Origin of the sequence: Janibacter zhangyanbonis, assembly GCF_050507325.1 — a bacterium.
Classification (GTDB): domain Bacteria; phylum Actinomycetota; class Actinomycetes; order Actinomycetales; family Dermatophilaceae; genus Janibacter.
On the sequence record NZ_CP191481.1, the window covers coordinates 2,766,937 to 2,788,180 of the forward strand.

The 21,244-nt window shown below is 73.7% G+C and carries 22 protein-coding genes; 6 read left to right on the forward strand and 16 right to left on the reverse strand.

Going from position 1 to position 21,244, the window contains the following annotated elements; all coding sequences use genetic code 11:
• The first annotated feature begins 36 nt into the window (after window positions 1–36).
• On the forward strand, window positions 37–972 hold the full coding sequence (gene ligD, locus ACQBJO_RS13555; protein WP_421008722.1) for a non-homologous end-joining DNA ligase: 936 nt from the start codon (window positions 37–39) through the stop codon (window positions 970–972).
• A complete protein-coding gene (gene ligD / locus ACQBJO_RS13560) occupies window positions 965–1,852 on the forward strand; it encodes a non-homologous end-joining DNA ligase (RefSeq protein ID WP_255184308.1) in 888 nt (295 codons plus the stop codon). The genes ligD (ACQBJO_RS13555) and ligD (ACQBJO_RS13560) overlap by 8 nt, the downstream gene beginning before the upstream one ends.
• A 57-nt stretch (window positions 1,853–1,909) precedes the next feature.
• Here ligD (ACQBJO_RS13560) and ACQBJO_RS13565 read toward each other — a convergent pair whose 3' ends face one another.
• The 15 genes from ACQBJO_RS13565 to ACQBJO_RS13635 all read right to left on the reverse strand — a co-directional run bounded on the left by ACQBJO_RS13565 (window position 1,910) and on the right by ACQBJO_RS13635 (window position 15,113).
• Window positions 1,910–2,548, reverse strand: coding sequence for a GntR family transcriptional regulator (locus ACQBJO_RS13565; protein WP_421008723.1), 639 nt, complete (start codon window positions 2,546–2,548; stop codon window positions 1,910–1,912).
• Window position 2,549: 1 nt separating this feature from the next.
• Entirely contained in the window at window positions 2,550–3,491 is a 942-nt protein-coding gene (locus ACQBJO_RS13570; RefSeq protein ID WP_421008724.1) for a dihydrodipicolinate synthase family protein, read from the reverse strand.
• A 12-nt stretch (window positions 3,492–3,503) separates the two neighbouring features.
• Complete coding sequence (locus ACQBJO_RS13575; RefSeq protein ID WP_421008725.1) at window positions 3,504–4,292, reverse strand: SDR family oxidoreductase; 789 nt, start codon at window positions 4,290–4,292, stop codon at window positions 3,504–3,506.
• Window positions 4,293–4,314: 22 nt separating this feature from the next.
• Window positions 4,315–5,115, reverse strand: coding sequence for an NAD(P)-binding domain-containing protein (locus ACQBJO_RS13580; RefSeq protein WP_421008726.1), 801 nt, complete (start codon window positions 5,113–5,115; stop codon window positions 4,315–4,317).
• A gap of 243 nt (window positions 5,116–5,358) precedes the next feature.
• Entirely contained in the window at window positions 5,359–5,946 is a 588-nt protein-coding gene (locus ACQBJO_RS13585) for a (2Fe-2S)-binding protein (RefSeq protein ID WP_421008727.1), read from the reverse strand.
• A gap of 35 nt (window positions 5,947–5,981) precedes the next feature.
• On the reverse strand, window positions 5,982–6,311 hold the full coding sequence (locus tag ACQBJO_RS13590) for a histone-like nucleoid-structuring protein Lsr2 (protein WP_421008728.1): 330 nt from the start codon (window positions 6,309–6,311) through the stop codon (window positions 5,982–5,984).
• Between the two features lie 65 nt (window positions 6,312–6,376).
• On the reverse strand, window positions 6,377–6,562 hold the full coding sequence (locus tag ACQBJO_RS13595; RefSeq protein WP_421008729.1) for a lysyl-tRNA synthetase: 186 nt from the start codon (window positions 6,560–6,562) through the stop codon (window positions 6,377–6,379).
• Window positions 6,563–6,564: 2 nt separating this feature from the next.
• A complete protein-coding gene (gene lysS, locus ACQBJO_RS13600) occupies window positions 6,565–8,016 on the reverse strand; it encodes a lysine--tRNA ligase (RefSeq protein WP_421008808.1) in 1,452 nt (483 codons plus the stop codon).
• A gap of 110 nt (window positions 8,017–8,126) precedes the next feature.
• Window positions 8,127–9,458, reverse strand: coding sequence for a hypothetical protein (locus tag ACQBJO_RS13605; RefSeq protein WP_421008730.1), 1,332 nt, complete (start codon window positions 9,456–9,458; stop codon window positions 8,127–8,129).
• On the reverse strand, window positions 9,451–10,074 hold the full coding sequence (locus ACQBJO_RS13610) for an ABC transporter ATP-binding protein (RefSeq protein ID WP_421008731.1): 624 nt from the start codon (window positions 10,072–10,074) through the stop codon (window positions 9,451–9,453). The genes ACQBJO_RS13605 and ACQBJO_RS13610 overlap by 8 nt, the downstream gene beginning before the upstream one ends.
• 1 nt (window position 10,075) lies before the next feature.
• Window positions 10,076–10,975 carry a carboxylating nicotinate-nucleotide diphosphorylase gene (nadC, locus tag ACQBJO_RS13615; RefSeq protein ID WP_421008732.1) on the reverse strand — a complete coding sequence of 300 codons (900 nt, stop codon included), beginning with the start codon at window positions 10,973–10,975 and terminating at the stop codon, window positions 10,076–10,078.
• Complete coding sequence (locus ACQBJO_RS13620) at window positions 10,972–12,729, reverse strand: L-aspartate oxidase (protein WP_421008733.1); 1,758 nt, start codon at window positions 12,727–12,729, stop codon at window positions 10,972–10,974. Before ACQBJO_RS13620 ends, nadC begins: the two co-directional genes overlap by 4 nt.
• On the reverse strand, window positions 12,722–13,150 hold the full coding sequence (panD, locus tag ACQBJO_RS13625; RefSeq protein ID WP_255184320.1) for an aspartate 1-decarboxylase: 429 nt from the start codon (window positions 13,148–13,150) through the stop codon (window positions 12,722–12,724). Before panD ends, ACQBJO_RS13620 begins: the two co-directional genes overlap by 8 nt.
• 155 nt (window positions 13,151–13,305) lie before the next feature.
• Complete coding sequence (gene panC, locus ACQBJO_RS13630) at window positions 13,306–14,202, reverse strand: pantoate--beta-alanine ligase (RefSeq protein WP_421008734.1); 897 nt, start codon at window positions 14,200–14,202, stop codon at window positions 13,306–13,308.
• Window positions 14,199–15,113, reverse strand: a complete 915-nt coding sequence (locus ACQBJO_RS13635) for a Rossmann-like and DUF2520 domain-containing protein (protein WP_421008735.1) — start codon at window positions 15,111–15,113, stop codon at window positions 14,199–14,201. Before ACQBJO_RS13635 ends, panC begins: the two co-directional genes overlap by 4 nt.
• 88 nt (window positions 15,114–15,201) lie before the next feature.
• Between ACQBJO_RS13635 and ACQBJO_RS13640 the strand changes: the two genes are divergently transcribed.
• The gene (locus ACQBJO_RS13640; protein ID WP_421008736.1) at window positions 15,202–16,140 is read left to right on the forward strand and encodes an SAM-dependent methyltransferase; all 939 of its coding nucleotides are present in this window, start codon (window positions 15,202–15,204) and stop codon (window positions 16,138–16,140) included.
• On the opposite strand, the gene ACQBJO_RS13645 is transcribed toward ACQBJO_RS13640, so the two are convergent.
• Window positions 16,093–17,388, reverse strand: coding sequence for an SGNH/GDSL hydrolase family protein (locus ACQBJO_RS13645; RefSeq protein ID WP_255184324.1), 1,296 nt, complete (start codon window positions 17,386–17,388; stop codon window positions 16,093–16,095). The two genes, ACQBJO_RS13640 and ACQBJO_RS13645, sit on opposite strands and share 48 nt — an antisense overlap.
• Before the next feature lie 54 nt (window positions 17,389–17,442).
• Between ACQBJO_RS13645 and ACQBJO_RS13650 the strand changes: the two genes are divergently transcribed.
• The 3 genes from ACQBJO_RS13650 to ACQBJO_RS13660 all read left to right on the forward strand — a co-directional run bounded on the left by ACQBJO_RS13650 (window position 17,443) and on the right by ACQBJO_RS13660 (window position 21,172).
• Entirely contained in the window at window positions 17,443–18,624 is a 1,182-nt protein-coding gene (locus ACQBJO_RS13650; RefSeq protein WP_421008737.1) for an NADH-quinone oxidoreductase subunit D, read from the forward strand.
• Between the two features lie 142 nt (window positions 18,625–18,766).
• Window positions 18,767–19,621, forward strand: a complete 855-nt coding sequence (locus ACQBJO_RS13655; RefSeq protein WP_421008738.1) for a DUF6801 domain-containing protein — start codon at window positions 18,767–18,769, stop codon at window positions 19,619–19,621.
• A gap of 300 nt (window positions 19,622–19,921) precedes the next feature.
• The gene (locus ACQBJO_RS13660) at window positions 19,922–21,172 is read left to right on the forward strand and encodes a hypothetical protein (RefSeq protein WP_421008739.1); all 1,251 of its coding nucleotides are present in this window, start codon (window positions 19,922–19,924) and stop codon (window positions 21,170–21,172) included.
• Window positions 21,173–21,244 lie beyond the last annotated feature (72 nt).

The following is a 21,244-nucleotide window of genomic DNA, read 5'->3' on the forward strand; positions in this document are numbered from 1 at the left end:
CGCGGCTCGACGCCACGGACCGGGCAGGATGGACCCATGCGTCCGATGCTCGCCACCCTCGCCGACGCGGTGCCGCGCGGCCCCGAGTGGGCGCACGAGGTCAAGTGGGACGGCATGCGCGTCCTCGCCGACGTCCGCGGCGGTGGCCTCACCCTGACGAGCCGGTCAGGTCGCGACGTGACGGTCTCCTTCCCCGAGCTCGTCCCGCTCGCCGACCTCTACGACGACATGCTCCTCGACGGCGAGGTCGTCTCCCTCGTCGACGGGCGGCCCAGCTTCGGCGCCCTGGCCGAGCGGATGCACATCGGCGACGCGCGCCGCGCGGCCCGGGCGGCGGTCGCGCACCCGGTGACCTTCGTCGTCTTCGACGTCGTGCGCCTCCTCGGCCAGGACCTCACCCGTCAGCCGTGGTCGGCCCGTCGCGCCCTGCTCGAGCAGCTCGAGCTCGACGGCCCGCGCGTGCACGTCCCACCCGTCCACGACGACGGCGAAGGTCTGCTCGCTGCGACCGCCGAGCAGGGCCTCGAGGGCATCGTCTCCAAGCGCCGCACCTCGCCCTACTCCCCCGGCCGGCGCTCCCCCGACTGGCTCAAGCTGCCCCACCGCGACAGCATCTCGGTCGTCGTCGGCGGCTGGCGCCCCGAGACCGACAGCACCCGCTTGGGTGCCGTGCTCGTCGGGCTGCCGGGTGCCGACGGGTGGGACTTCGTCGGTCGCGTCGGTTCCGGGCTCGCCGGACGAGCCGGCGCCGCCCTGCTGGCGCAGCTGCGACCGCTCGAGGTGACGGACTCCCCATTCGTCACGGAGGTGCCGCGCGAGGACGCTGCCGGAACCACCTGGGTGACCCCGCAGCTCGTCGTCGACGTCGCGAGCCTGGGCCGCAGCAGCGGGGGGCGGCTGCGGCAGCCGTCCTTCCAGCGGGTGCGCGCCGACCTCACCGCCACCGACCTGCAGGAGACCGCCGATGGCTGACCCCAAGGGCACCGTCACCCGCGTCGAGGTCGGCGGCCGCACCATGCGCCTCACCTCGCTCGACAAGGTCATGTACCCCGCGACGGAGACGACGAAGGGGGAGATCCTCAGCTACTACGCCCGCGCCGGCGAGACCGTCCTCGCGCACCTCGCGGGCCGCCCCGTGACGCGGGTGCGCTGGCCGCACGGGACGGGCGGGGAGAGCTTCTTCGAGAAGAACCTGCCCTCCGGCGCCCCGAGCTGGCTGCCGCGGGTGCGCGTCCACGACGTCACCTACCCGCTCGTCGAGGACCTCGCCCAGCTGACCTACCTCGTCAACCTCAACAGCATCGAGCTGCACGTGCCCCAGTGGCGCGTCGACGACGAGGGCACGCCGCTCAACCCCGACCGCCTCGTCATCGACCTCGACCCGGGCAAGCCCGCCGGGCTGCACGAGTGCGCCCGGGTGGCGCTCCTGCTGCGCGATCGGCTCGGCGGGCTCGGGCTCGACCTGCACCCCGTGACCTCGGGCAGCAAGGGGATGCAGCTCTACGCGCGGCTCGGCGGCGACCTCACGAGTGACCAGGTGCGCGACCTGACCCAGCAGCTCGCGCAGGAGATGACGCGCAAGCACCCCGACCTCGTGCTGTGGAAGATGACCAAGACGCTGCGCCCGGGCAAGGTCTTCCTCGACTGGAGCCAGAATGTCGCGGCCAAGACGACCGTGTGCCCCTACTCGATGCGCGGACGGGACGATCCGTGGGTCGCGGCGCCGCGCACCTGGGACGAGGTCGAGGCCGGGGCCGAGGACCCCGAGGCGCTCGAGCAGCTCGACATCGAGCAGGTGCTCGACCGCCTCGACGAGCACGGTGACCTGCTCGCGCCGCTGCTCGACGACTGAGCCGGCCGACGCGGCCCCTGCCGGCCTCACGTCTGCCCGGCCTCCCTCTCCCGGGCGCTACCCCTGCTCGGCGAAGCGCCGCCGCACGAAGCTCTCGTGCGCCATCCGGATGTGCGCCGCCATGAGCTCGCCCGCGAGCTCGGCGCGCCCCTCACCGATGGCTCGGGCGATGAGCCGGTGGACGTCCAGGCTGCGCGCGATGTCCTCGTCGTCGTAGTCGAAGAAGGTCCCCTGCGTCGGCGAGCTGCGCGCGAGCGAGGTGACGATGCGCTGCTGCCGCGGCGAGGCGGCCGCCTCGAGGACGAGCTCGTGGAAGTCACGGTTGTTGCGGTGCAGGGCGTCCCGGTCGTGCGTCGGCAGCGCCGCCATCTCGTCCACGAGCCGCCCGAGCCCGGCCACCTGCTCGTCCGTGCGGTGCGCCGCCGCCCGCTGCGCGGCCCGGCTCTCCAGCAGCCGCCGCAGCTCGAAGACCTCGTCGACGTCGGCGCGGGTGAAGTCGGCGACGAAGGCGCCCCGCCGGGCCCGCACGACGACCAGCCCCTCGTCGGCGAGGCGCTGCAGGGCGGCTCGCACCGGCGTGCGGCTGACCCCGAGGGTCTCGGTCAGGGACTCCTCGGGCACGTGACTTCCCGCCGCCCGCTCCCCGGAGAGGATCTGCGCGCGCAGCGTCTCGTAGACCTCGTCGCTGCGGGCCATCTCAGAGCGCGGCGCGCGGGTCGTGGCGCGCGAGCCGCTCGAGCAGGTGGTCGACCTCGGCCCGCGCCGTCGCCGACAGCCCCCGAGCCGGGGTGCGCTGGGCGTCGTGCGCGAGGATCCCGCGGCGCTGCAGCACGTGCTTGCGCACGGCGAGCCCGACGCCGGGCTGCTGCTCGTAGCGGATGAGCGGCAGGTGCGCGTCGAAGAGGTCGTGCGCGGCCTCGCCCTCCCCCGCCCGCGACATCCGCACGACGTCGACGAGCAGGTCGGGGAAGCAGTAGCCGGTCATCGCGCCGTCCGCGCCGCGCTCCATCTCGTAGTCGAGGAAGAGCCCGCCGTTGCCGGTGAGGATCGACAGCCGCGGCATCTCCCCCTTCGCCTCGAGCTCGCGCAGCGCGCTGATCTTGTCCAGCCCGGGCCAGTCCTCGTGCTTGAGCATGACGGCGCCCGGGGTGTCCCGCGCGATGCGCGCGATGACGCCCGGGGTCATCTGCACGTCGAAGGTCAGCGGGTAGTCCTGGATGACGAAGGGGACGTCCGTCCCGATGGCGTCGGCGGCCCCGGCGTAGTAGCCGACGACCTGGTCGTCGGTACGCAGGGTCCGCGGCGGAGCGATCATCACGCCGGCGGCACCGGCGTCCATGACCGCGGCCGTCAGCGAGCGCATCGCGGCGAAGCCGGGCGAGCTCACCCCGACGACGACCGGCACGTCGGTGCGGGCGATGACCCGGCGGGCGATGTCGACGGCCTCGTCCTGATCGAGCTTCGGCGCCTCGCCGAGCTGGCCGAGCACGGTCAGCCCGTCGACGCCGACCTCGCCGTAGAAGTCGACGAGCCGGTCCAGGCTCGTGAGGTCGACGGTGCCGTCGGGCTCGAAGGGGGTCGGCGCGATGGCGTAGACGCCGCTCGTCTCGCGGGTGATGGTCGCGCGGGTGGTGGTCATGTCTGCTCCTGCTCAGATCGCCGCGACGAGGCCGCCGTCGACGCGCACGACCGACCCGGTGACGTAGGCGGCCGGCACGCTCGCGAGGAAGGCGACCGTCTGGCCGTACTCGTGCGGCTCGCCGTAGCGACCCGCAGGGATGGTCGCGCGGCTCTCGGCCGCGACCTCCTCGACCGGGCGCCCTTCGCGCTGCGCCCGGCTCTCGTCGAGGAAGGCCGTGCGCTCGGTCGTGATCCGGCCCGGGACGACGACATTGGCCGTCACACCGTCGCCGGCGACCTGGCCGGCGAGGGTCTTGGACCAGCCGACGAGGGCGCTGCGCAGCGCATTCGACAGGCCGAGCCCGGGGATCGGCGCGACGACGCCCGAGCTCGTCGACGTGACGACCCGGCCCCAGCCGCGCTCGCGCATGCCGGGCACGACCCGGTCCGTGATCGCGATGACCGACAGCACCATCGAGCGGAACTGCGTCTCCCACACCTGCTGCTCGTGCCCGAGGACGCCACCGGGCGGCGGGCCCCCGGTGTTGTTCACGAGGATGTCGATGCCGCCGCCGGCGAGCTCCTCGGCGGCGCGGACCCGCTCGTCGACGACGTCGAGCTCGGCGAGGTCCCAGGCCAGCGCGTGCGCGCGGCCGCCGGCGGCGGTGATGTCGGCGGCGGTCGCCTCGACCTTCGCGAGGGTGCGGCCGGCGACGACGACGGTGACCCCCTCCTGCGCGAGCGCGTGCGCGATCGCCTCGCCGAGGCCGCTGCCGGCCCCGAGGACGAGGGCGGTCCGTCCGGTGATCCCGAGGTCCATGAGTGCTCCTGTCGGTGGTGGGTCAGGTGGCGTCGACGGTCGCGGCGAAGCGCGCCTCGACGGCGTCGACGAGTGCGGAGGGTCGGCCGAGGTCGGCGAGCTGCCGGCCGGCACGGTGCACCTCGTGGCGCCGACGCTCGGCGTGCTGCGGGTGGGTGCGCACGACCGCCTCGACGAAGGGGGTCAGCCCCCCGGCGTCGATGTCGGCGAGGACGACGGGCAGCTCCTCGCGCACCCCGAGCGCCTCTGCGGCGGCGAGGCACTCGACCCCGAGGGCCTCGATCCCCTTCGTCAGGATGCTGCGCAGCAGCTTGAGGGCCGCGGCATCGCCGGGTCCGGCACCGGGCAGCACCCGCACGGGGGCGCCGATCGCGGCGAGCTCGGTGGTCGCGGCCGACGCCTCCGGGCCGGCCGCCAGGAGCGGGGTGGCGACGCCGCCCATGGCGATGGCGCCCATGATGACGACGTCGACATAGGTCGCGTGGTCGGCCAGGAGCGCGGCGGAGCGACGCTTGTCGTCGGGCGAGGCGGTCGTCAGGTCGAGCACCCGCGCGCCGGGCCGCAACCACGGGCGCAGCCCGGCGATCACCTCGTGGGCGATGTCGCCGGCGACGCACAGCCACACGACGTCGGCACCGGTCAGCGCTTCACCCGGCTCGGCGAGCAGGGTCGGCCCGCCGGCGGCGACGATCTCGCGGAGCGGGTCGCGGGGTGCCGGATCGACGACGACCACGTCGTGCTCGCCGTGCTCGGCGAGGGCGCGCAGATAGGTCGTCCCGACCTCGCCGCAGCCGACGATCGCGATGCGCACAGCAGCCTCCATGGATGCAGCTCGACGTACAGATCCAGCGCTCACGGACGTTCTGTCGCCCGCTTGCGCTCAGAATGTACCCCAGATCGTACATTCGGGACGCGGCCCCTCCTCCGCCGAGACAGCGCCGACGGATGCAGGTGTGTTGAACCGGTAGTCCTGCGCGCCAGCGACGCTCCTCAGCGCGCGCCGGCCCGCTGAGCTACCAGTTGCACACACAACCTTGGGCCCGCACACGCGGAAGCCGCCGCCTCTTCAGCGCAGGCGTGGGCAGCCCGCGCACGGGGCGCATCCGGGCAGCGCGTAGATCAGGCAGCACGAGCGCCGCTGCGGCGGAGGCTCGCCCGCGACCCTGGCGAGGGCCATCTGCCAGAGGTCCTCGGCCATGCCGAGGCGCTGCCGGCTGCTCATCCGGGTCGGCGTCGGCAGCCGCGTCGCGATGTCGGTGGCCGTCGCGAGGTAGCCGGCCCGGGCGACCTCGAGCCGCTCCTCCCGGTCGACGAGGAGCCGGTCGTCCGCCGCACGCAGCTGGACGGCGACCGGGTAGAGATAGATCGGGTCGAGCCCGATCGACCACCGGCCGGCATCCGCGTCGAGCGCGACGTGACTGACCGCGGCGGCCGTGGCGATCGTCGACGCGATCGGGTCGAGCAGGTACTGCAGGACGAAGGCCGCGGGCATCCCCGCCGGCGCGCTGCCGGACTGCGCGATCGTCAGGTCGCGATAGGTCTCGATCCACCGCGGCGCGATGTCGACGGCGGCCGAGAGGGACACACCGAGGTCCGGGTCACCGGTGTCGGCGACCCGGACCTCGAGGACGGCGAGATGCCGGGAGAGCTGCACGGCCAGGGCCTGCAGCTCGTCGGTCGTGAGCGCGCTCAGCCGTTGGCCTTGGCGTAGGCGTCGCGCACCTTCTGGCTGATGCGACCGCGGTCGGAGACCTCGTGGCCGTTGGCCCGAGCCCACTCGCGGATCTTGGCCAGCTCGGAGCTGCTCGTGCGCGACCCGGAGCCGGACCCGGTCGAGCGGCGGCCCGACACGCGACGGCCGGCACCGACATAGGGGGCGACGGCGTCGCGCAGGGCGGCGGCGTTGCGGTCGTTGAGGTCGATCTCGTAGGTCACACCGTCGAGAGCGAAGGTGACGGTCTCGCTCGCATCGCCGCCGTCGATGTCATCTTCGAGGATGACCTGGACGCGCTGTGCCATGGGAATTCTCCGTTCGTGGGGAAATGTCATTCCCACGATAGTCATTCATGACGTGAATGACTATTTCAGTCGCCGTCCTTTGTGGACTCTTCGGCATTCTTCCGGTGCTCGGCATTCCATTCTGCAAGCGCCTTCCTTTCGCGCCGGTCCGCCTCGAGCATGTATCGGATGATCCAGTAGAAGAGGAAGGCGACGCCGACGGTCGGCAACAATGCCGCCGCATAGGGCCACCAGTCGTTGATGAAGTCCATGATCAGGCCTCGGGCTTGAGGTGCGGGAAGAGGATGGTCTCGCGGATTCCGACACCGGTGAAGAACATGACCATCCGATCGATGCCGATGCCGATACCGCCCATCGGCGGGGCGCCGTACTCGAGGGCCCGCAGGAAGTCCTCGTCGAGCTGCATCGCCTCGGGGTCACCCGCCGCGGCGGCGAGCGACTGCTCCGTGAGCACCTCGCGCTGGACCACCGGGTCGACGAGCTCGGTGAAGCCGGTCGCCCGCTCGACGCCGGCGATGATGAGGTCCCAGGCCTCGATGAGGCGCGGGTCCTCGTCGTGGCGCCGGGCCAGCGGCTGGGCCTCTGCGGGGTAGTCGCAGACGAAGGTCGGCTGCAGCAGCGTCGGCTCGACGAGCTCCTCGAAGAGCTCCATGACGAGCTTGCCCTGCGGCAGCGCGGCGTCGACCTCGATCTCGCGCTCGGCGGCGATCGCGAGCAGCTCGTCAACAGGGGTGTCGGGAGTGATCTCGCGACCGACGGCCTCGGACAGGCCGGTGTGGACGGGCAGCCAGCGCCACTCACCATCGAGGTCGACGCTGCCCTGCGGGGTCTCGACGACCCGCGAGCCGATGGCGTCGGCGACCGCGAGGTAGATGCGCCGGGTCAGCTCACCGATGGTGCGCTGGTCGCCATAGGCCTCATAGGCCTCGAGCATCGTGAACTCCGGGCTGTGCGTGGAGTCGACGCCTTCGTTGCGGAAGATGCGGCCCATCTCGTAGACCTTGTCGACGCCACCGACGACGGCCTTCTTGAGATTGAGCTCCAGCGCGATCCGCAGCGACATGTCCTGCGAGAAGGCATTCATGTGCGTGCCAAAGGGACGCGCCGCGGCACCGCCGTGCACGAGCTGCAGCACGGGCGTCTCGACCTCGATGAATCCCTCGCCGTCCAGCGTCGAACGCACCGCACGCAGCGCCGCGGCCTTGGTGCGCACCATGTCGCGCGCCTCCTGGCGCACGACGAGGTCGGCATAGCGCTGGCGCACGCGGCTCTCCTCGGAGAGCTCCTTGTGCAGCACCGGCAGCGGGCGCAGCGCCTTGGAGGCCAGCTCCCAGCTCGTCGCCATGACCGACAGCTCGCCGCGACGGGAGCGGATGACCCGGCCGGTGACGGTGACGTGGTCACCGAGGTCGACATCGGCCTTCCACGTCGCGAGGGCCTCCTCGCCGACCTCGGCGAGCGAGAGCATGACCTGCAGGCGGGTGCCGATGCCCTCCTGGAGCGCGGCGAAGGCGAGCTTGCCGGTGTTGCGGACGAACATCACGCGGCCGGCGACGGTGACGACGTCCTGCGTCTCCTCACCGGTCTCGAGGTGCTCCCAGCCCTGCGCCACCTCGGCGAGGGTGTGGGTGCGGGCGACGCCGGCCGGGTAGGCCTGTCGGCCGCTGGCGAGCATCCGGTCCCGCTTCTCGCGGCGGATGCGCATCTGCTCCGGCAGCTCGTCGTCGGCAGGGGTCTCGATGGGGGCGTCGCTCACGGTGGTCCACGATATCCGCGCGCCCCGCCCTTCCCCGAATCCCGGCCCCGCGCCGGCAGTCAGTCCCGCGGGCGCAGCAGCTGCCAGGCGAGCAGGCCGGCGGTGGCAGCCACGGCGAGCAGCCCCGCCCCCGTGGCGTGGGCGGCGAGGACCGCGAGGCCGACGGCGATCGCGAGGTCGGGGCCGTGGACGACCGAGCGCACGAGTCCGCTCGACAGCGGCCCGGCGGGCGTGGCGAGGACGACCCCGAGCTCCGCGGGCGGCGGCTCGGTGGCCCGGACCGCGGCGGCCGTCACCCCGAGGGCCAGGGCCGCCGGTGCCCACCAGGGAAGGCCCAGCGGGAGGAGCGCCGTCGCCCCGACCACCCCGATGACGAAGGGAGGGACCGCCAGGACCGCAGCCACGGCCGCGGGGTGGGCCGGGACGGCCCGGCGCAGCCCCGGCGACGACACCCAGGTCGACAGGCCACCGCCGACCGCCCGGACGAGGGCGAGGACGGCGACGGCGGTGACGACCACGCCGGCGAGCCGGCCGAGGAGGAGCCCGACGACGAGCGCGGCGAGGCACCCGGCGAGCGCGACGAGGCAGCGGACCCATCGGCGCAGCACCGCCCGGCACTCGTGGACGAGCATCCCGGTGAGCGCTCCCCCGGCACCGCCACGACTGGCGAAGCTCCCCCGACGGGCCAGCCGCCGGCGGGTGCCGAGCACCTCGAGCGCGGCACCGTCGAGCATGACGGTTGCTGCGCCGACGGCCCCGGTGACCTCGCCGGCACGCAGCAGGTCGACATCGGCCACGCCACGCACGGCAGCGGCGAGCGGACGCCCACGCCCCTGCCGGGCGAGCGTCACCGCGGTGAGCAGCACGGCGAGCCCGGCGCCGACGGCCGCGGACCCGACGATCGTCGGCACGGGCACCCCCGCGCGCCCCAGCCCGACGGCCAGGGCGAAGCCCGTGAGGACACCCCACGCGCCCGTGGCGACGACCGCGACGAAGCCGACCCGCAGCACCCCGCCGCGCAGGAGCACGCCGCGGTCGGCCGGGGTCGAGGCCAGCCAGGCCATCCGCCCCCGGTCGGCCCACGCCGGCCCGGCGGCCCGCAGCGCGACGAAGGTCGCGACGGCACCGAGCAGCGCCATGCCCCCCGCGAGCCAGAGGTGGTCGCCGCGACCGAGACAGGTCGTCGTCGCGCACTCCGGCCGCAGGATCGAGGGCCCGGTCGCGGCGAAGACCATCGTGAGCAGCGTGCCGGCGACGAAGAGGCCGACGTACCAGTCCTGCAGCACCTGCCCCCAGCTCGCCGCGTGCTCGCCACCACGCAGGGCCCGCAGCGCGACCCGGGCCGCGGCGCGGTCACCGACGAGCCCGGGACCTCCCTTCGCCTCAGGCATCGCCCTGCAGGGTGACGACGCGAGCACCGCTGCGCCGCACCACCTCCGGGTCGTGGCTGGCCACGAGCACGGCACGCCCGGTCGCCGCGTGACGGGCCAGCCAGTCACCCAGCCAGGCGCGGCCGGCGTCGTCGAGACGCTGCTCGGGCTCGTCGGCGAGCAGCAGCGCCCACGGCCGCACCATCGCCGAGGCGAGCGCGAAGCGCTGGGCCTGACCCGACGACAGGGTGCTCGGCAGCTGGTCGGCGACGTGCTCGATGCGGGCCTCGTCGAGGGCCCCGGCGACGACCTGCGCGACCCCGTCGACGCCGTGCGCGCGGGCGAGCAGGTCGAGGTGCTCGGCGACGGTGAGGTCGGGCAGGACCCCGAGGTCGCCGAGCACGGTGCACAGCGCCCGGCGGGTCTGCGGCACCCGGGTGTCGAGGCGGGCCTCGCCGAGGTCCACCTCCCCGGCGTCGGGCGACTCGGTCCCGACGATGCAGCGCAGCGCGGTCGACTTGCCGACGCCGTTGGGTCCGACGAGGGAGACGACCTCACCGGCCGCCACGTCGAGGTCGAGGCCGTCGAGGACGGTCCGCCCGCCATAGGCCTTGGTCAGTCCACGGACGCGCAGCACGTCAGACGAGGTCGAGCGCCAGGTCGACGATCGGCGAGGAGTGGGTGAGGCCACCGACGCTCATCCAGTCGATGCCGGTGGCGCCGTAGTCGGCGGCGACCTCGAGGGTCAGCCCGCCCGTGGCCTCGATCTCGACGCTCTCGCTGCGCGCCGCAGCCCACTCGCGCGCGGCGGCGACCGTCGTGCGCAGCAGGTCGACGGACATGTTGTCGCACATGAGGAAGCGCGATCCGGCCTCGAGCGCCTCGATCGCCTCGGCGGTCGTGGTCACCTCGACCTCGATCGTCACGTCGGGGAACTGCTCGCGGATCGCGGCATAGGCCGCACCCACTCCCCCGGCCGCGATCTTGTGGTTGTCCTTGACCATGGCGACGTCGTAGAGCCCCATGCGCTTGTTGGTGCCACCGCCGCAGCGGACGGCGTACTTCTCGAGGGCACGCAGGCCGGGCGTCGTCTTGCGGGTGTCGAGGACGGTGCAGCCGGTGCCGGCGAGCGCGTCGGTCCACCGCCGCGTGTGGGTGGCGACGCCGGAGGCGCGGGAGAGGATGTTGAGCACGGTCCGCTCGGCCATGAGCACCTGGCGCACCGGGCCGCGCAGCTCGGCGACGACATCGCCCCGCTCCATCAGGGTCCCGTCGGCGATCCGCAGGTCGAGCTCGGGACGGGAGGCGAAGGGGGTGGCCCCCTCCGTGCGCGCCGCCACCTCGTCGAGCACGAGCGCGATCGCCGGGCCACCGGCGAGCACCCCCGGCGCGCGGGCGACGACGTGCGCGACGCCCTGCTGGTCGGCCGGGATCGTCGCGGTGCTCGTCACGTCGAGCGACTGCGGGCCCAGGTCCTCGTCGAGCGCCGTCGCGACGACCCGTCGCACGGCCTCATGCGGGAAGTGCTCGTCGATCACTGCTCGCCCTCCTGCTCCTCGTCGCGGTCGGCGTCCTCGTCGTCCTGCGGCCACGCCAGCTCGACATCGAGCTTGATGACCGCCAGCTCCCCGTCGTGCGGGTCGCGCACGTGCAGCAGGTGCGCAGCCCAGGTCTCGTCGTCGTGGTGCGGGTGGTCGCGGCGCACGTGGCCACCGCGGGTCTCCTCGCGAAGGTGCGCAGCCGTCGCGAGCGCCTGCCCGAGGTGGAGCAGGTTGCTCGTCTCCCAGGTCTGCGGGCCGGGCTCGGCGTCGGTCGTCGGGCGGGCGGCGAGCTCCGCGAGCCCGGCGAGCGCGCCCGCGGTCGACTCGGCGGAGCGCAGCGGGCCGACGCCACGGGTCATCACCTGCTGCACCTCGCGGCGGTGGGCGGCGTCGAGGAGGCCGGAGGCGCCCTTCGTCGTGGTGGGGTCCTCGGGCTCCAGCAGCGGCAGCTCGCCCGCGGCCAGCCGCGTGGTGAGGTCCTCGGCGATGCGGTGGGCGAAGACGAGGCCCTCGAGCAGGGAGTTGCTCGCGAGCCGGTTGGCGCCGTGGACCCCGGTGCACGAGGTCTCGCCGCAGGCGTAGAGGCCGGGCAGGTTGGTGCGACCGCGCAGGTCGGTGCGCACGCCGCCGGACGCGTAGTGCTGCGCCGGCGCGACCGGGATCGGCTCGGTCGCCGGGTCGATCCCGAGCTCGCGGCAGCGGGCGACGATCGTGGGGAACCGGCGCTCGAGGAAGTCGCCGCCCAGGTGACGCGCGTCGAGGAGGACGTGGTCGGTGCCGGTCGCCTCCATGCGCTCGAGGATCGCCCGGGCGACGACATCGCGCGGGGCCAGGTCGGCCATCGGGTGCACGCCGGCCATGAAGGCCTCGCCCGACGCGTCGATGAGGACGGCGCCCTCACCGCGCACGGCCTCGGACACGAGCGGCTGCTGGCCGGTCGCGCCCTCGCCCAGGTGCATGACGGTGGGGTGGAACTGCACGAACTCGAGGTCGGCGAGCGCTGCACCGGCACGCAGGGCGGCCGCCATGCCGTCGCCCGTGGCGACGGAGGGGTTGGTCGTCGCGGAGTAGATCTGGCCGAGCCCGCCGGTCGCGAGGACGACGGCCCGGGCGCGGGCGGCGCCGACACCGTCGATCTCGCCCTCGCCGATGACGTGCACGGTCGCACCGCACACGCTGCCGTCGGTCGCGGTGAGCAGGTCGACGACGAGGGCGTGCTCGATGACCTCGATACCGGGGTCGGCCTGCACGGCCTCGAGCTGGGCGATGAGCGCCCGGGAGATCTCGGCGCCGGTGGCGTCGCCACCGGCGTGCGCGATGCGATCGCGGTGGTGACCCCCTTCGCGCGTCAGGGTGATCTCGCCGGCGGCGTCCCGGTCGAACTGTGCGCCGAGGTCGATGAGCTCCCGCACCCGGGCGGGGCCCTCGGTGACGAGGACCTCGACGGCGTCCTCGTCGCACAGGCCGACGCCCGCGACGAGCGTGTCGTCGAGGTGCTCGCCCGGGGAGTCCTCGGGGGCGAGGGCCGCGGCGATGCCGCCCTGGGCCCACGCCGTCGAGCCCTCCGACAGGCGGGTCTTGGTGACGAGCAGGACGCGGTCGACGTGCTCGCGCAGCCGTAGCGCGCAGGTCAGTCCGGCGATGCCGGAGCCCACGACGAGCACATCGGCCTGGGTCGTCCACCCCGGCTCGGGGGCGCCGAGGCGGCGGGGGACGACGACGGGCGCGGGGGCGCCCGCGGTCTCAGGCACGGTCGTCGCGGTGGGTGACGGCCGAGGTCTTCAGCCCGTAGCCGTCGGGCACGTCGCCGGCGTCGTGGTACTGCTCGACGATCTTGTTGTCGCCGTCGACGAAGACGACGTTGGGCTCGAAGGTGCGCGCCTCGTCGTCGTCCATCGCCGCGTAGGCGATGATGATGACGAGGTCGCCGGGCGAGACGAGCCGGGCGGCCGCGCCGTTGATGCACACGATGCCGCTGCCGCGCTCGCCCTCGATCGCATAGGTCGTCAGACGGTTGCCGTTGTCGATGTCGACGACGTCGACCTGCTGGCCCGGGAGCATGCCCGCGGCGTCCATGAGGTCCATGTCGATCGTCAGCGAGCCGACGTAGTGCAGGTCGGCCTGGGTGACGGTGGCGCGGTGGATCTTGCTGTGGAGCATGAAGCGCTGCACGCGAGTGTCCTTCGTCTGTGGCGGCGGGTGAGCGTTCCCCAGTCTCTCACTGTCGCGCGCGTGCCCCTCGCCGCGCACCGGTTCCGCATTTCCTCGAGGTCGTGCGCCCTTCGAGACGGTCGGCCGCGGGCGGCCTCCCTCCTCAGGGACCGGGATCAGCCGGCGGACGTCTCCGCGAAGGTCTCCCGCGCACCACCTCCGGGACCGACGAGCACCGGGACGTTGTCGATGAGGCGGGTCGTGCCGACCCGGGCGGCGACGGCGAGCAGGGCCTCGCCCTTGTACCACTCGGGCACGTCCTCGAGCGTCGTCGGGTGGACGAGCACGAGGTAGTCGACGAGCGCGAGCGGCTCCTCGATGAGCACCTCGCGCGCGGCCCGTCGGATCGCCGAGGGGCCCTCGACCGCCTGCGCCGCGCCGGCCCGCAGCGCTCGGGAGAGCGCGAGCGCGGTCTCGCGGTCGCTCGGCGAGAGATAGGTGTTGCGGCTGCTCATCGCCAGGCCGTCCTCCTCACGGACGGTGGGGACGGCGATGACGCTGCCGGGGAAGTCGATGTCGCGGACCATGCGCTTGATGAGCAGCAGCTGCTGCGCGTCCTTCTGCCCGTAGTAGAAGAGGTCGCCGCGGGTGAGGTGCATGAGCTTGGCGACGACGGTGAGCATGCCGTCGAAGTGCCCCGGGCGCGACTGCCCCTCGAGGACGTCGCCGAGCGGGCCGGCCGAGATGCGCACGCCGGGGTCGCCCTCGGGGTAGATGACGTCGGGCGTGGGGGCGAAGACGACGTCGACGCCCTCGCGCGTGCAGATCTCGAGGTCGGAGTCGAAGGTCCGCGGGTAGCGCGACAGGTCCTCCTTGGGCCCGAACTGCAGCGGGTTGAGGAAGATCGTCACGAGCACGTGCCGCGCCCGCTCGCGGGCGGTGCGGATCAGCCGCGCGTGGCCCTCGTGGAGGGCGCCCATGGTCATGACGACCGCGACGTCGCCGTCGGTGAGGGCGGCGCGGGCCGGGACGAGCTCGTCGCGCGTGCGGGCGACGACGGGGGCGGTGGTCATCGGGTCTCCTCGTCGAGGGTGGTCAGGATGCTCTCGGCGGCGTCGGCCCGCAGGCGGCCGCTCCGCTCGGCGCGCAGCGCGGTGGCCCGGGCCTGCGCGCGGTAGGCGGCGGCGACGTCGTCCGGCAGGTCGGCGAGCTCCGTCAGGTGCGCGGCCACGGTACCGGCATCGCCGCGGGCGACCGGCCCGGTGAGGGCGGCGTCACCGGAGGACAGGGCGTTGTCGAGGCTCGCCTGCAGCAGCGGGCGCAACACCCGGTCGGCGGGGTCGATGCCCGCCGAGCGCAGGATCTCCATGGCCTGGGCGACGAGCGTGACGAGGTGGTTGCTGCCGTGGGCCAGGGCAGCGTGGTAGCGACCGCGGGCCTCCTCGGGCACCCACACCGGCTCCCCGCCCATCTCGACGACGAGGGCCTCGGCCACGGGTCGCAGCGCCTCGGGCGTCGTGATGCCGAAGCAGCACTCGGCGAGCCGGGCGAGGTCGAGGCTGGTGCCGGTGAAGGTCATCGCGGGGTGGATGGCCATCGGCACCACCGTGTCCGCGACAGGGGCGAAGGGGGCCAGACCGTGCCGGCCCGAGGTGTGGACGACGAGCTGCCCGGGGCGCCACGCGCCGGTCGCGTGCAGCCCGGCGACGAGGTCGGTCAGGGCGTCGTCGGGCACGGCGAGCAGCACGAGCTGGGCGGCCGCGACGACCTCGGGCACCGGCAGCACCGGCACCCCGGGCAGCAGGGCCTCGGCCCGCTCACGGGAGTCCTCGGAGACGGCGGAGACGGCGACCACCTCGTGGCCGGCGGCGCGCAGCGCGGCCCCGAGGGCGGCACCGACCCGTCCGGCACCGACGACACCGACCCGCAGGGTCGGCCGAGCGGGCGCGGGCGATCGGCCGGAGGGCAGGTCAGGGAGGCTCACCTGCCCGACGCTACCCGCGCCCCATCTCCCCTTCGCATCTGCTTGAGGTCGTGCGCACCCCCGGCCGCATTTCCTTAAGGTCGTGCGCATGGACCCGACGTGGGAGCAGGCCTGGCACGCGGCGCTCTACGGCCCCGAGGGCTTCTACCGGCGGCCGGAGGGGCCGGCGGGCCACTTCGCCACCTCCGCGCAGGGCGCGGCCGCCGAGCTGTTCGCCGGAGCCCTCCTCGAGCTGGCGCGAAGGGAGGGCCTCACCACCGTCGTCGATGTCGCCTGCGGCCGCGGCGAGCTGCTGAGCGCCCTTGCCGCACAGGCGGATCCGTCGATCCGCCTCGTCGGCGTCGATGTCGTGCCCCGCCCCGACGACCTGCCCGCGCGAGTCGAGTGGGTCGTCTCCCCGGGAGGAGCGGACCTGCCCGACCTCGGCTCCCCCACCGCGGCGCTGATCCTCGCGCACGAGTGGCTCGACGTCGTCCCGTGCCCCATCGCGGAGGTCGACGACGAGGGCGTCCTGCGGGTCGTCCACGTCGCGCCCGACGGCAGCGAGTCGCTCGGCGACCCGCTGGCAGGGCCGGACCGTGACTGGTGCGACCGCTGGCGGCCCGGGCCCGGCTCCCCCGGCGACCGGGTCGAGGTGGGACGAGCTCGCGACGAGGCCTTCGAGGACCTCGTGCGGCGCACCGGGTCCGGCCTCGTCGTCGCCGTCGACTACGGCCACGTGCTCGGCGACCGTCCACCTGCGGGGAGCCTCGTCGGTTTCGTCGACGGGTCGGTCTGCACGCCGGTGCCCGACGGTGGCTGCGACCTCACCGCGCATGTGGCCATGGACTCCCTTCGGCCCGACCGGCTGCTCACCCAGCGCGAGGCGCTGCGCGAGCTGGGGGTCGACGGGGCGCGGCCACCGCTCGACCTGGCCCGCAGCGACCCCGCGGGCTACCTCGCCGCGCTCTCCCGCGCCTCTCAGGCGGCCGCCCTGACGTCAGGGGGTCCCGGAGGATTCCTCTGGGCGCTGCGCCGGGTCGGCTGACGACGTGCCCGAGGTGCTGGAAGGGGTCGCCGACCCCGACGTCGTCGGGGTGCCGTCACCGGGCGGCACGAGCACCTCGGTCAGCACGTCCGCGATGAGCGGCTGCCCCTGCTCCGACGGGTGCAGTCCGTCGCGGAAGTAGCGCGACGACGGGTCGGCCGCCGGCAGCACGGGCGACAGGTCGATGAAGCTGACGCCCTCGCGCCGGGTGAGCCCCTGCATGACGCGCAGGTACCCGGTCCAGGACGCCTGACCCCGGACCGGCGCGGGGGTGAACCACCCGACGAGCAGGATCGGGCCGTCGTAGCCGTACTCCCTCGCCTGGCTGATGACGCTGTCGAGGCTCTCGCCGAAGTCACGTGCGCTCGACCCGGTCCGGCGGTCGTTGAAGCCCAGCGGCACGAGGAGCAGGTCGGGCTCGAGCGAGAGGGAGTCGCGCAGGTAGCCCGGCGTCTGCGAGATGGTGCGCGCCGAGACCCCCGAGCGCGAGGCGTCGAGGACGTGGACGCAGCGGTCGCGGTCGCCGCGATAGGGCATGAGGTCGGTGATGACCGCGCGCCGGGCGGTGCTGCCCTTGACGTCGTTGCGCACGGTGATCGTGTGGGTGCCGGGGCCGAGGTCACCGGAGGACCACGTGCGCCGCTCGGCGCCGCCGTCGGCGTCCGTGGGGACGGCGAGCCCGTCGTAGGGGATCTCGCCGTCGATGCGCACCTCGAAGGGGCCGCCGCCGAAGCGGGTGCGGTACCCGATGTCGACCGACTCGGCCCGGACCTTCCACGTGATGCTGGCCCCCGGCTCGAGGGCCATGCCCCGCCCGCCCGGCCCGAGGTCGGGCGTCAGGGTGGTCATGCCACGCACCTGCGGGTCGGGCAACGACGAGGCCTGGTAGTACGCCGGCACGAGCGAGGTCGTGCCCTGCCACCCGCCCGGCGTCGTCGGGCAGTCGGGCGTGCCCGAGCGCTCGCGCAGCTGCGCCTGGAGGCGGTCGACCCACCGCCGCTCGAGGTGGTCGCGCAGCCCCGAGCCCTCGCTCACCGAGTCGCCGAGGACGACGACGTCGGCCGCGTCGTCCGCGTCGCCGCGCACGGCCTCGAACCACGGGTCGAGCACGGCCTCGCCCTCGACGGCGGCCGTCCCGGACGGGGTGTAGGGCTCCTCGGGCTCGCCGATGCAGCCGGCGAGGGTCGCCGCGGCGAGCGCGAGGGCCACGAGCCCCGCGCCCGCTCGTCGCACACGTCGGGTCGGCACCCGTCCATGGTGCCAAAGGGCCACGGCCGCACCGGCTGGCGCATACTGGCGGGCATGACGAGCAGCCCGGGCACGCGCGGCACGCGGACCCTCGACGTCGGTGTGGGCGACGGGTCGCTGGCCAGCGCCGACATGGTGCTCAACATCGGCCCCCAGCACCCCGCGACCCACGGCGTGCTGCGGCTGCGGGTCGTCCTCGACGGCGAGCGCATCGTCTCCGCCGACCCCGTCGTCGGCTACATGCACCGGGGTGCCGAAAAGCTCTTCGAGGTCCGCGACTACCGGCAGATCACCGTCCTGGCCAACCGCCACGACTGGCTCTCGGCCTTCGGCAACGAGCTGGGCGTCGTCCTCGGCGTCGAGGCGATGCTCGGCATGGAGGTCCCCGAGCGGGCGACGTGGGCGCGCACCCTGCTCGCGGAGCTCAACCGCGTGCTCAACCACCTGATGTTCCTCGGCTCCTATCCCCTCGAGCTCGGGGCGATGACGCCGATCTTCTACTCCTTCCGCGAGCGCGAGGAGATCCAGGCCGTCATGGAGGAGATCTCCGGCGGCCGGATGCACTTCATGTTCAACCGCGTCGGCGGGCTCAAGGAGGACCTGCCAGCGGGCTGGCTCGACCGCGTCACCGCCGCCGTCGCCGCGGTGCGCGGCCGGATGCCGCAGCTCGAGGCGCTGCTCGTCGGCAACGAGATCCTCGAGGCCCGCACCCGCGGGATCGGGGTGCTCCCCCCTTCGCTCGCCGAGGCCTACGGCGTCTCCGGCCCCATCGCCCGTGCCAGCGGGGTCGACCTCGACCTGCGGCGCGACGCGCCCTATCTCGCCTACGGCGAGCTCTTCGACGAGGGCGGCCCGGGGCGGGTCGTCACGCGCACCGCGGGTGACTCGCTGGCCCGCCTCGAGGTGCTCCTCGAACAGACCCACGTGAGCCTCGACCTCGCCGACGCATGCGCCGAGCGACTGCGCTCGCTCCCCCGCGGTCCGGTCAACCAGCGCCTGCCCAAGGTACTCAAGGTGCCCGAGGGCGAGCGCTACACCGCGACCGAAAATCCGTTGGGGCTCAACGGCTACCACCTCGTCTCCCGGGGTGAGAAGACGCCCTGGCGGCTCAAGCTGCGCTCGGCCTCCTTCAACAACGTGCAGGTCCTCGGCGAGCTGCTCCCGGGGTGCCTCGTGGCCGACATGGTCTCGGTCCTGGGCTCGATGTTCTTCGTCGTCGGCGACATCGACAAGTAGTCCCCGCGGCACCGCCGGCGCACGACGTGAGCCGGGCCACAGCCACTCCCTTCGTCCGGCACTCCTTGCTACCCGCAGGTAGGTTGCAGGGACGACCGCGCCCTCGGTCTCGGGGGCACGACCATCGGAGATTGGAAGTTCCATGACCAGCCTCAGGACCCGCGCGTCCGCCGGTGCCGCCCTCGTCACGGGCCTCGGGATGATCGGGATCGCCGCCGCGACGCCCGCCTCGGCCGAGGTCAAGGGGAGCCTCGACTACTCGTGCAAGGAGACCGGGCAGAACATCACCTTCACCGACCCGTGGACCGTCGACCTCACCCTCGACGTCCCGGAGACCGTCGAGCAGGGCGAGACGATCCCGGCCGGCGCGATCAAGGCCACGGTCACCCCCGGCGCCGACGCCACGCAGACGATGCAGGGCCTGGGGGTCAAGACCCTCGAGGGCACCGCCGCCACGACCTACACCTTCGGCGAAGGGGGCGAGGCCCGCGACGTGGCCCTCACCGTCCCGAAGACCGACGTGCCGGCGACCGGCACCGTGTCCGTCGACGCCACTGGCGAGAGCACCGAGGAGACCGCCCCCGCCGAGGACGTCAACGTCCCGATCACGGCTGGCGACTTCACCGCGGAGCTGGCCAACCAGGACGGCTTCATCTTCAAGATCGAGTGCACCGCGCCCGAGGACGCCACGGTCGGCACCGTCGCCGTCGGCGACGCCGAGCCGCCCGCCGAGGAGCCGGAGCCCCCGGCCGACGGCGGCGACGACCCGGCCACCGACGACCCGGCCACGGACGACGGCGCCGGCTCCGGGGATGCCCCGGCCGAGGAGCCTGCGGGCGACGCCCCCGCCGGCGAGCCCGAGGTGCCGGGTGTCGTCCAGACCGACGACGCGGTCCAGTCCGCGACGAGCCCCACCGCCATCGCGCTCGGCGGCCTCCTGCTCGCCGCTGCCGGCGCGTCGACGGTCGTCGTCGCGCGTCGCCGCACGCAGGGCTGAGCACGCCGGGCAGCCGCACGCGGCTCCACGACGAGGCGCTCCGGGGATCTGCCCGGGGCGCCTCGTCGCGTCCGCCGGGTCCGATTTCCGCGCGTCCGCCGGGGCCCAACTCCGCAAGACCATAGGGTCCTGCAGAGTTCGACACCGGGTCCGAATGTTTGCCGCCCGACCTGCCACACCTGCCTGACCGACGGGTGAAACGTGGCTGGGAAAGGGTTGTGAGGCCACCTACGGATCGGTAAGTTGCCGCGCGGAGGCGTCTTCAAGGGGATGGCGCCGCAACTCGGGGAGACATTTCACATGGCCAAGCGCCTCACCGCCCGCCTGTCGGCCGGCGCCGCACTCGTCACCGGGCTGGGGTTGGCGGGCATCGCCGTCAGCCTCCCGGCCCAGGCAGACTCCACCGACCTCGTGTACAAGTGCACGACGCCGCTCGGTGAGCAGAACTTCTCCATCTCGCTCAGCGCGACCGACACCGACTCCGCCACGGTCGGCGACACGGTGACGCTGACGCCCAGCGGCACCCTGACGCTGAACAACAACGTCTCCAACGGCATGGCCGGCTTCCTCGGGTGGCACTACGTCGAGGGCGAGGCCCCCGGGATCGAGGCCACCGTCTCGGACGGGACGGACACCTCGACCATCTCGACCGACCTGTCGATCACCCGCACGCACATCTGGGACGGGTCCACGTGGGTCCAGGACGACACCCCGGAGCTGCCCATCACCGGCACCGGCGGTGAGGTCGTCGCCGACCGGGCCGGCACCTACACCGTGAGCGCACCCGACACCTTCGACGCGACCTTCCGCGGCTACGACGCGGACGAGCAGGCGAAGGGCGACCCGGTCGACTCCACCTGCACCTATGTCGAGGGCGACAAGGTCATCGACACCCTGACCGTCACCGAGGCCACGGAGCCGACGACGTCCGAGCCGACCACGTCGGAGCCCACGACCTCCGAGCCCACGACGTCCGAGCCGACCACCTCGGAGCCGACCACGTCCGAGCCCACCACCTCGACCCCGGCTCCCGAGGTCAACGACTGGTTCACCGAGCCCACCAGCCTGCCGATCACCTCCGACGGCAAGAGCTTCACCGTCAAGGGCACCGCGGACCAGGCGGGTGTCGTCACGGTCGTCCTGCTCGACGGCGACAAGAAGGTCCTGCGCACCATCGAGTGGAACGTGACGGAGGGCAGCAACACCCGCGACTTCCCCTTCGCCGAGGGCACTGACTACGTGCGTCTGGTCTCCGAGGACTGCGTCGACGCCAACGGCAACGACGGCTCGGTCGCCGGCGGCTGCAACGTCGAGTACTACGCCCCCTGGGTCAACCCCGACTCCGACGACGACTCCGGCGACGACGACGGTGCGGGCACCGGCTCCTCCGGCCCCGAGACCCCGGGCGTCGTCCAGACCGACGGCTTCAGCCGGGTCGCGGAGCCCGAGGGCGACAACACCGCCGCCTTCCTGCTCGGCGGTGCGCTGCTCGCCGGTGCGGGCGCCGGCTCGGTCGTCCTCGTCCGCCGCCGTCAGGCCGCACAGCACTGAGGTACCACCGGCCACGGTCGGTGATCGTGGCCACGGGCCGTCGGGTCGGGAGCACCTCCCACCCGGCGGCCC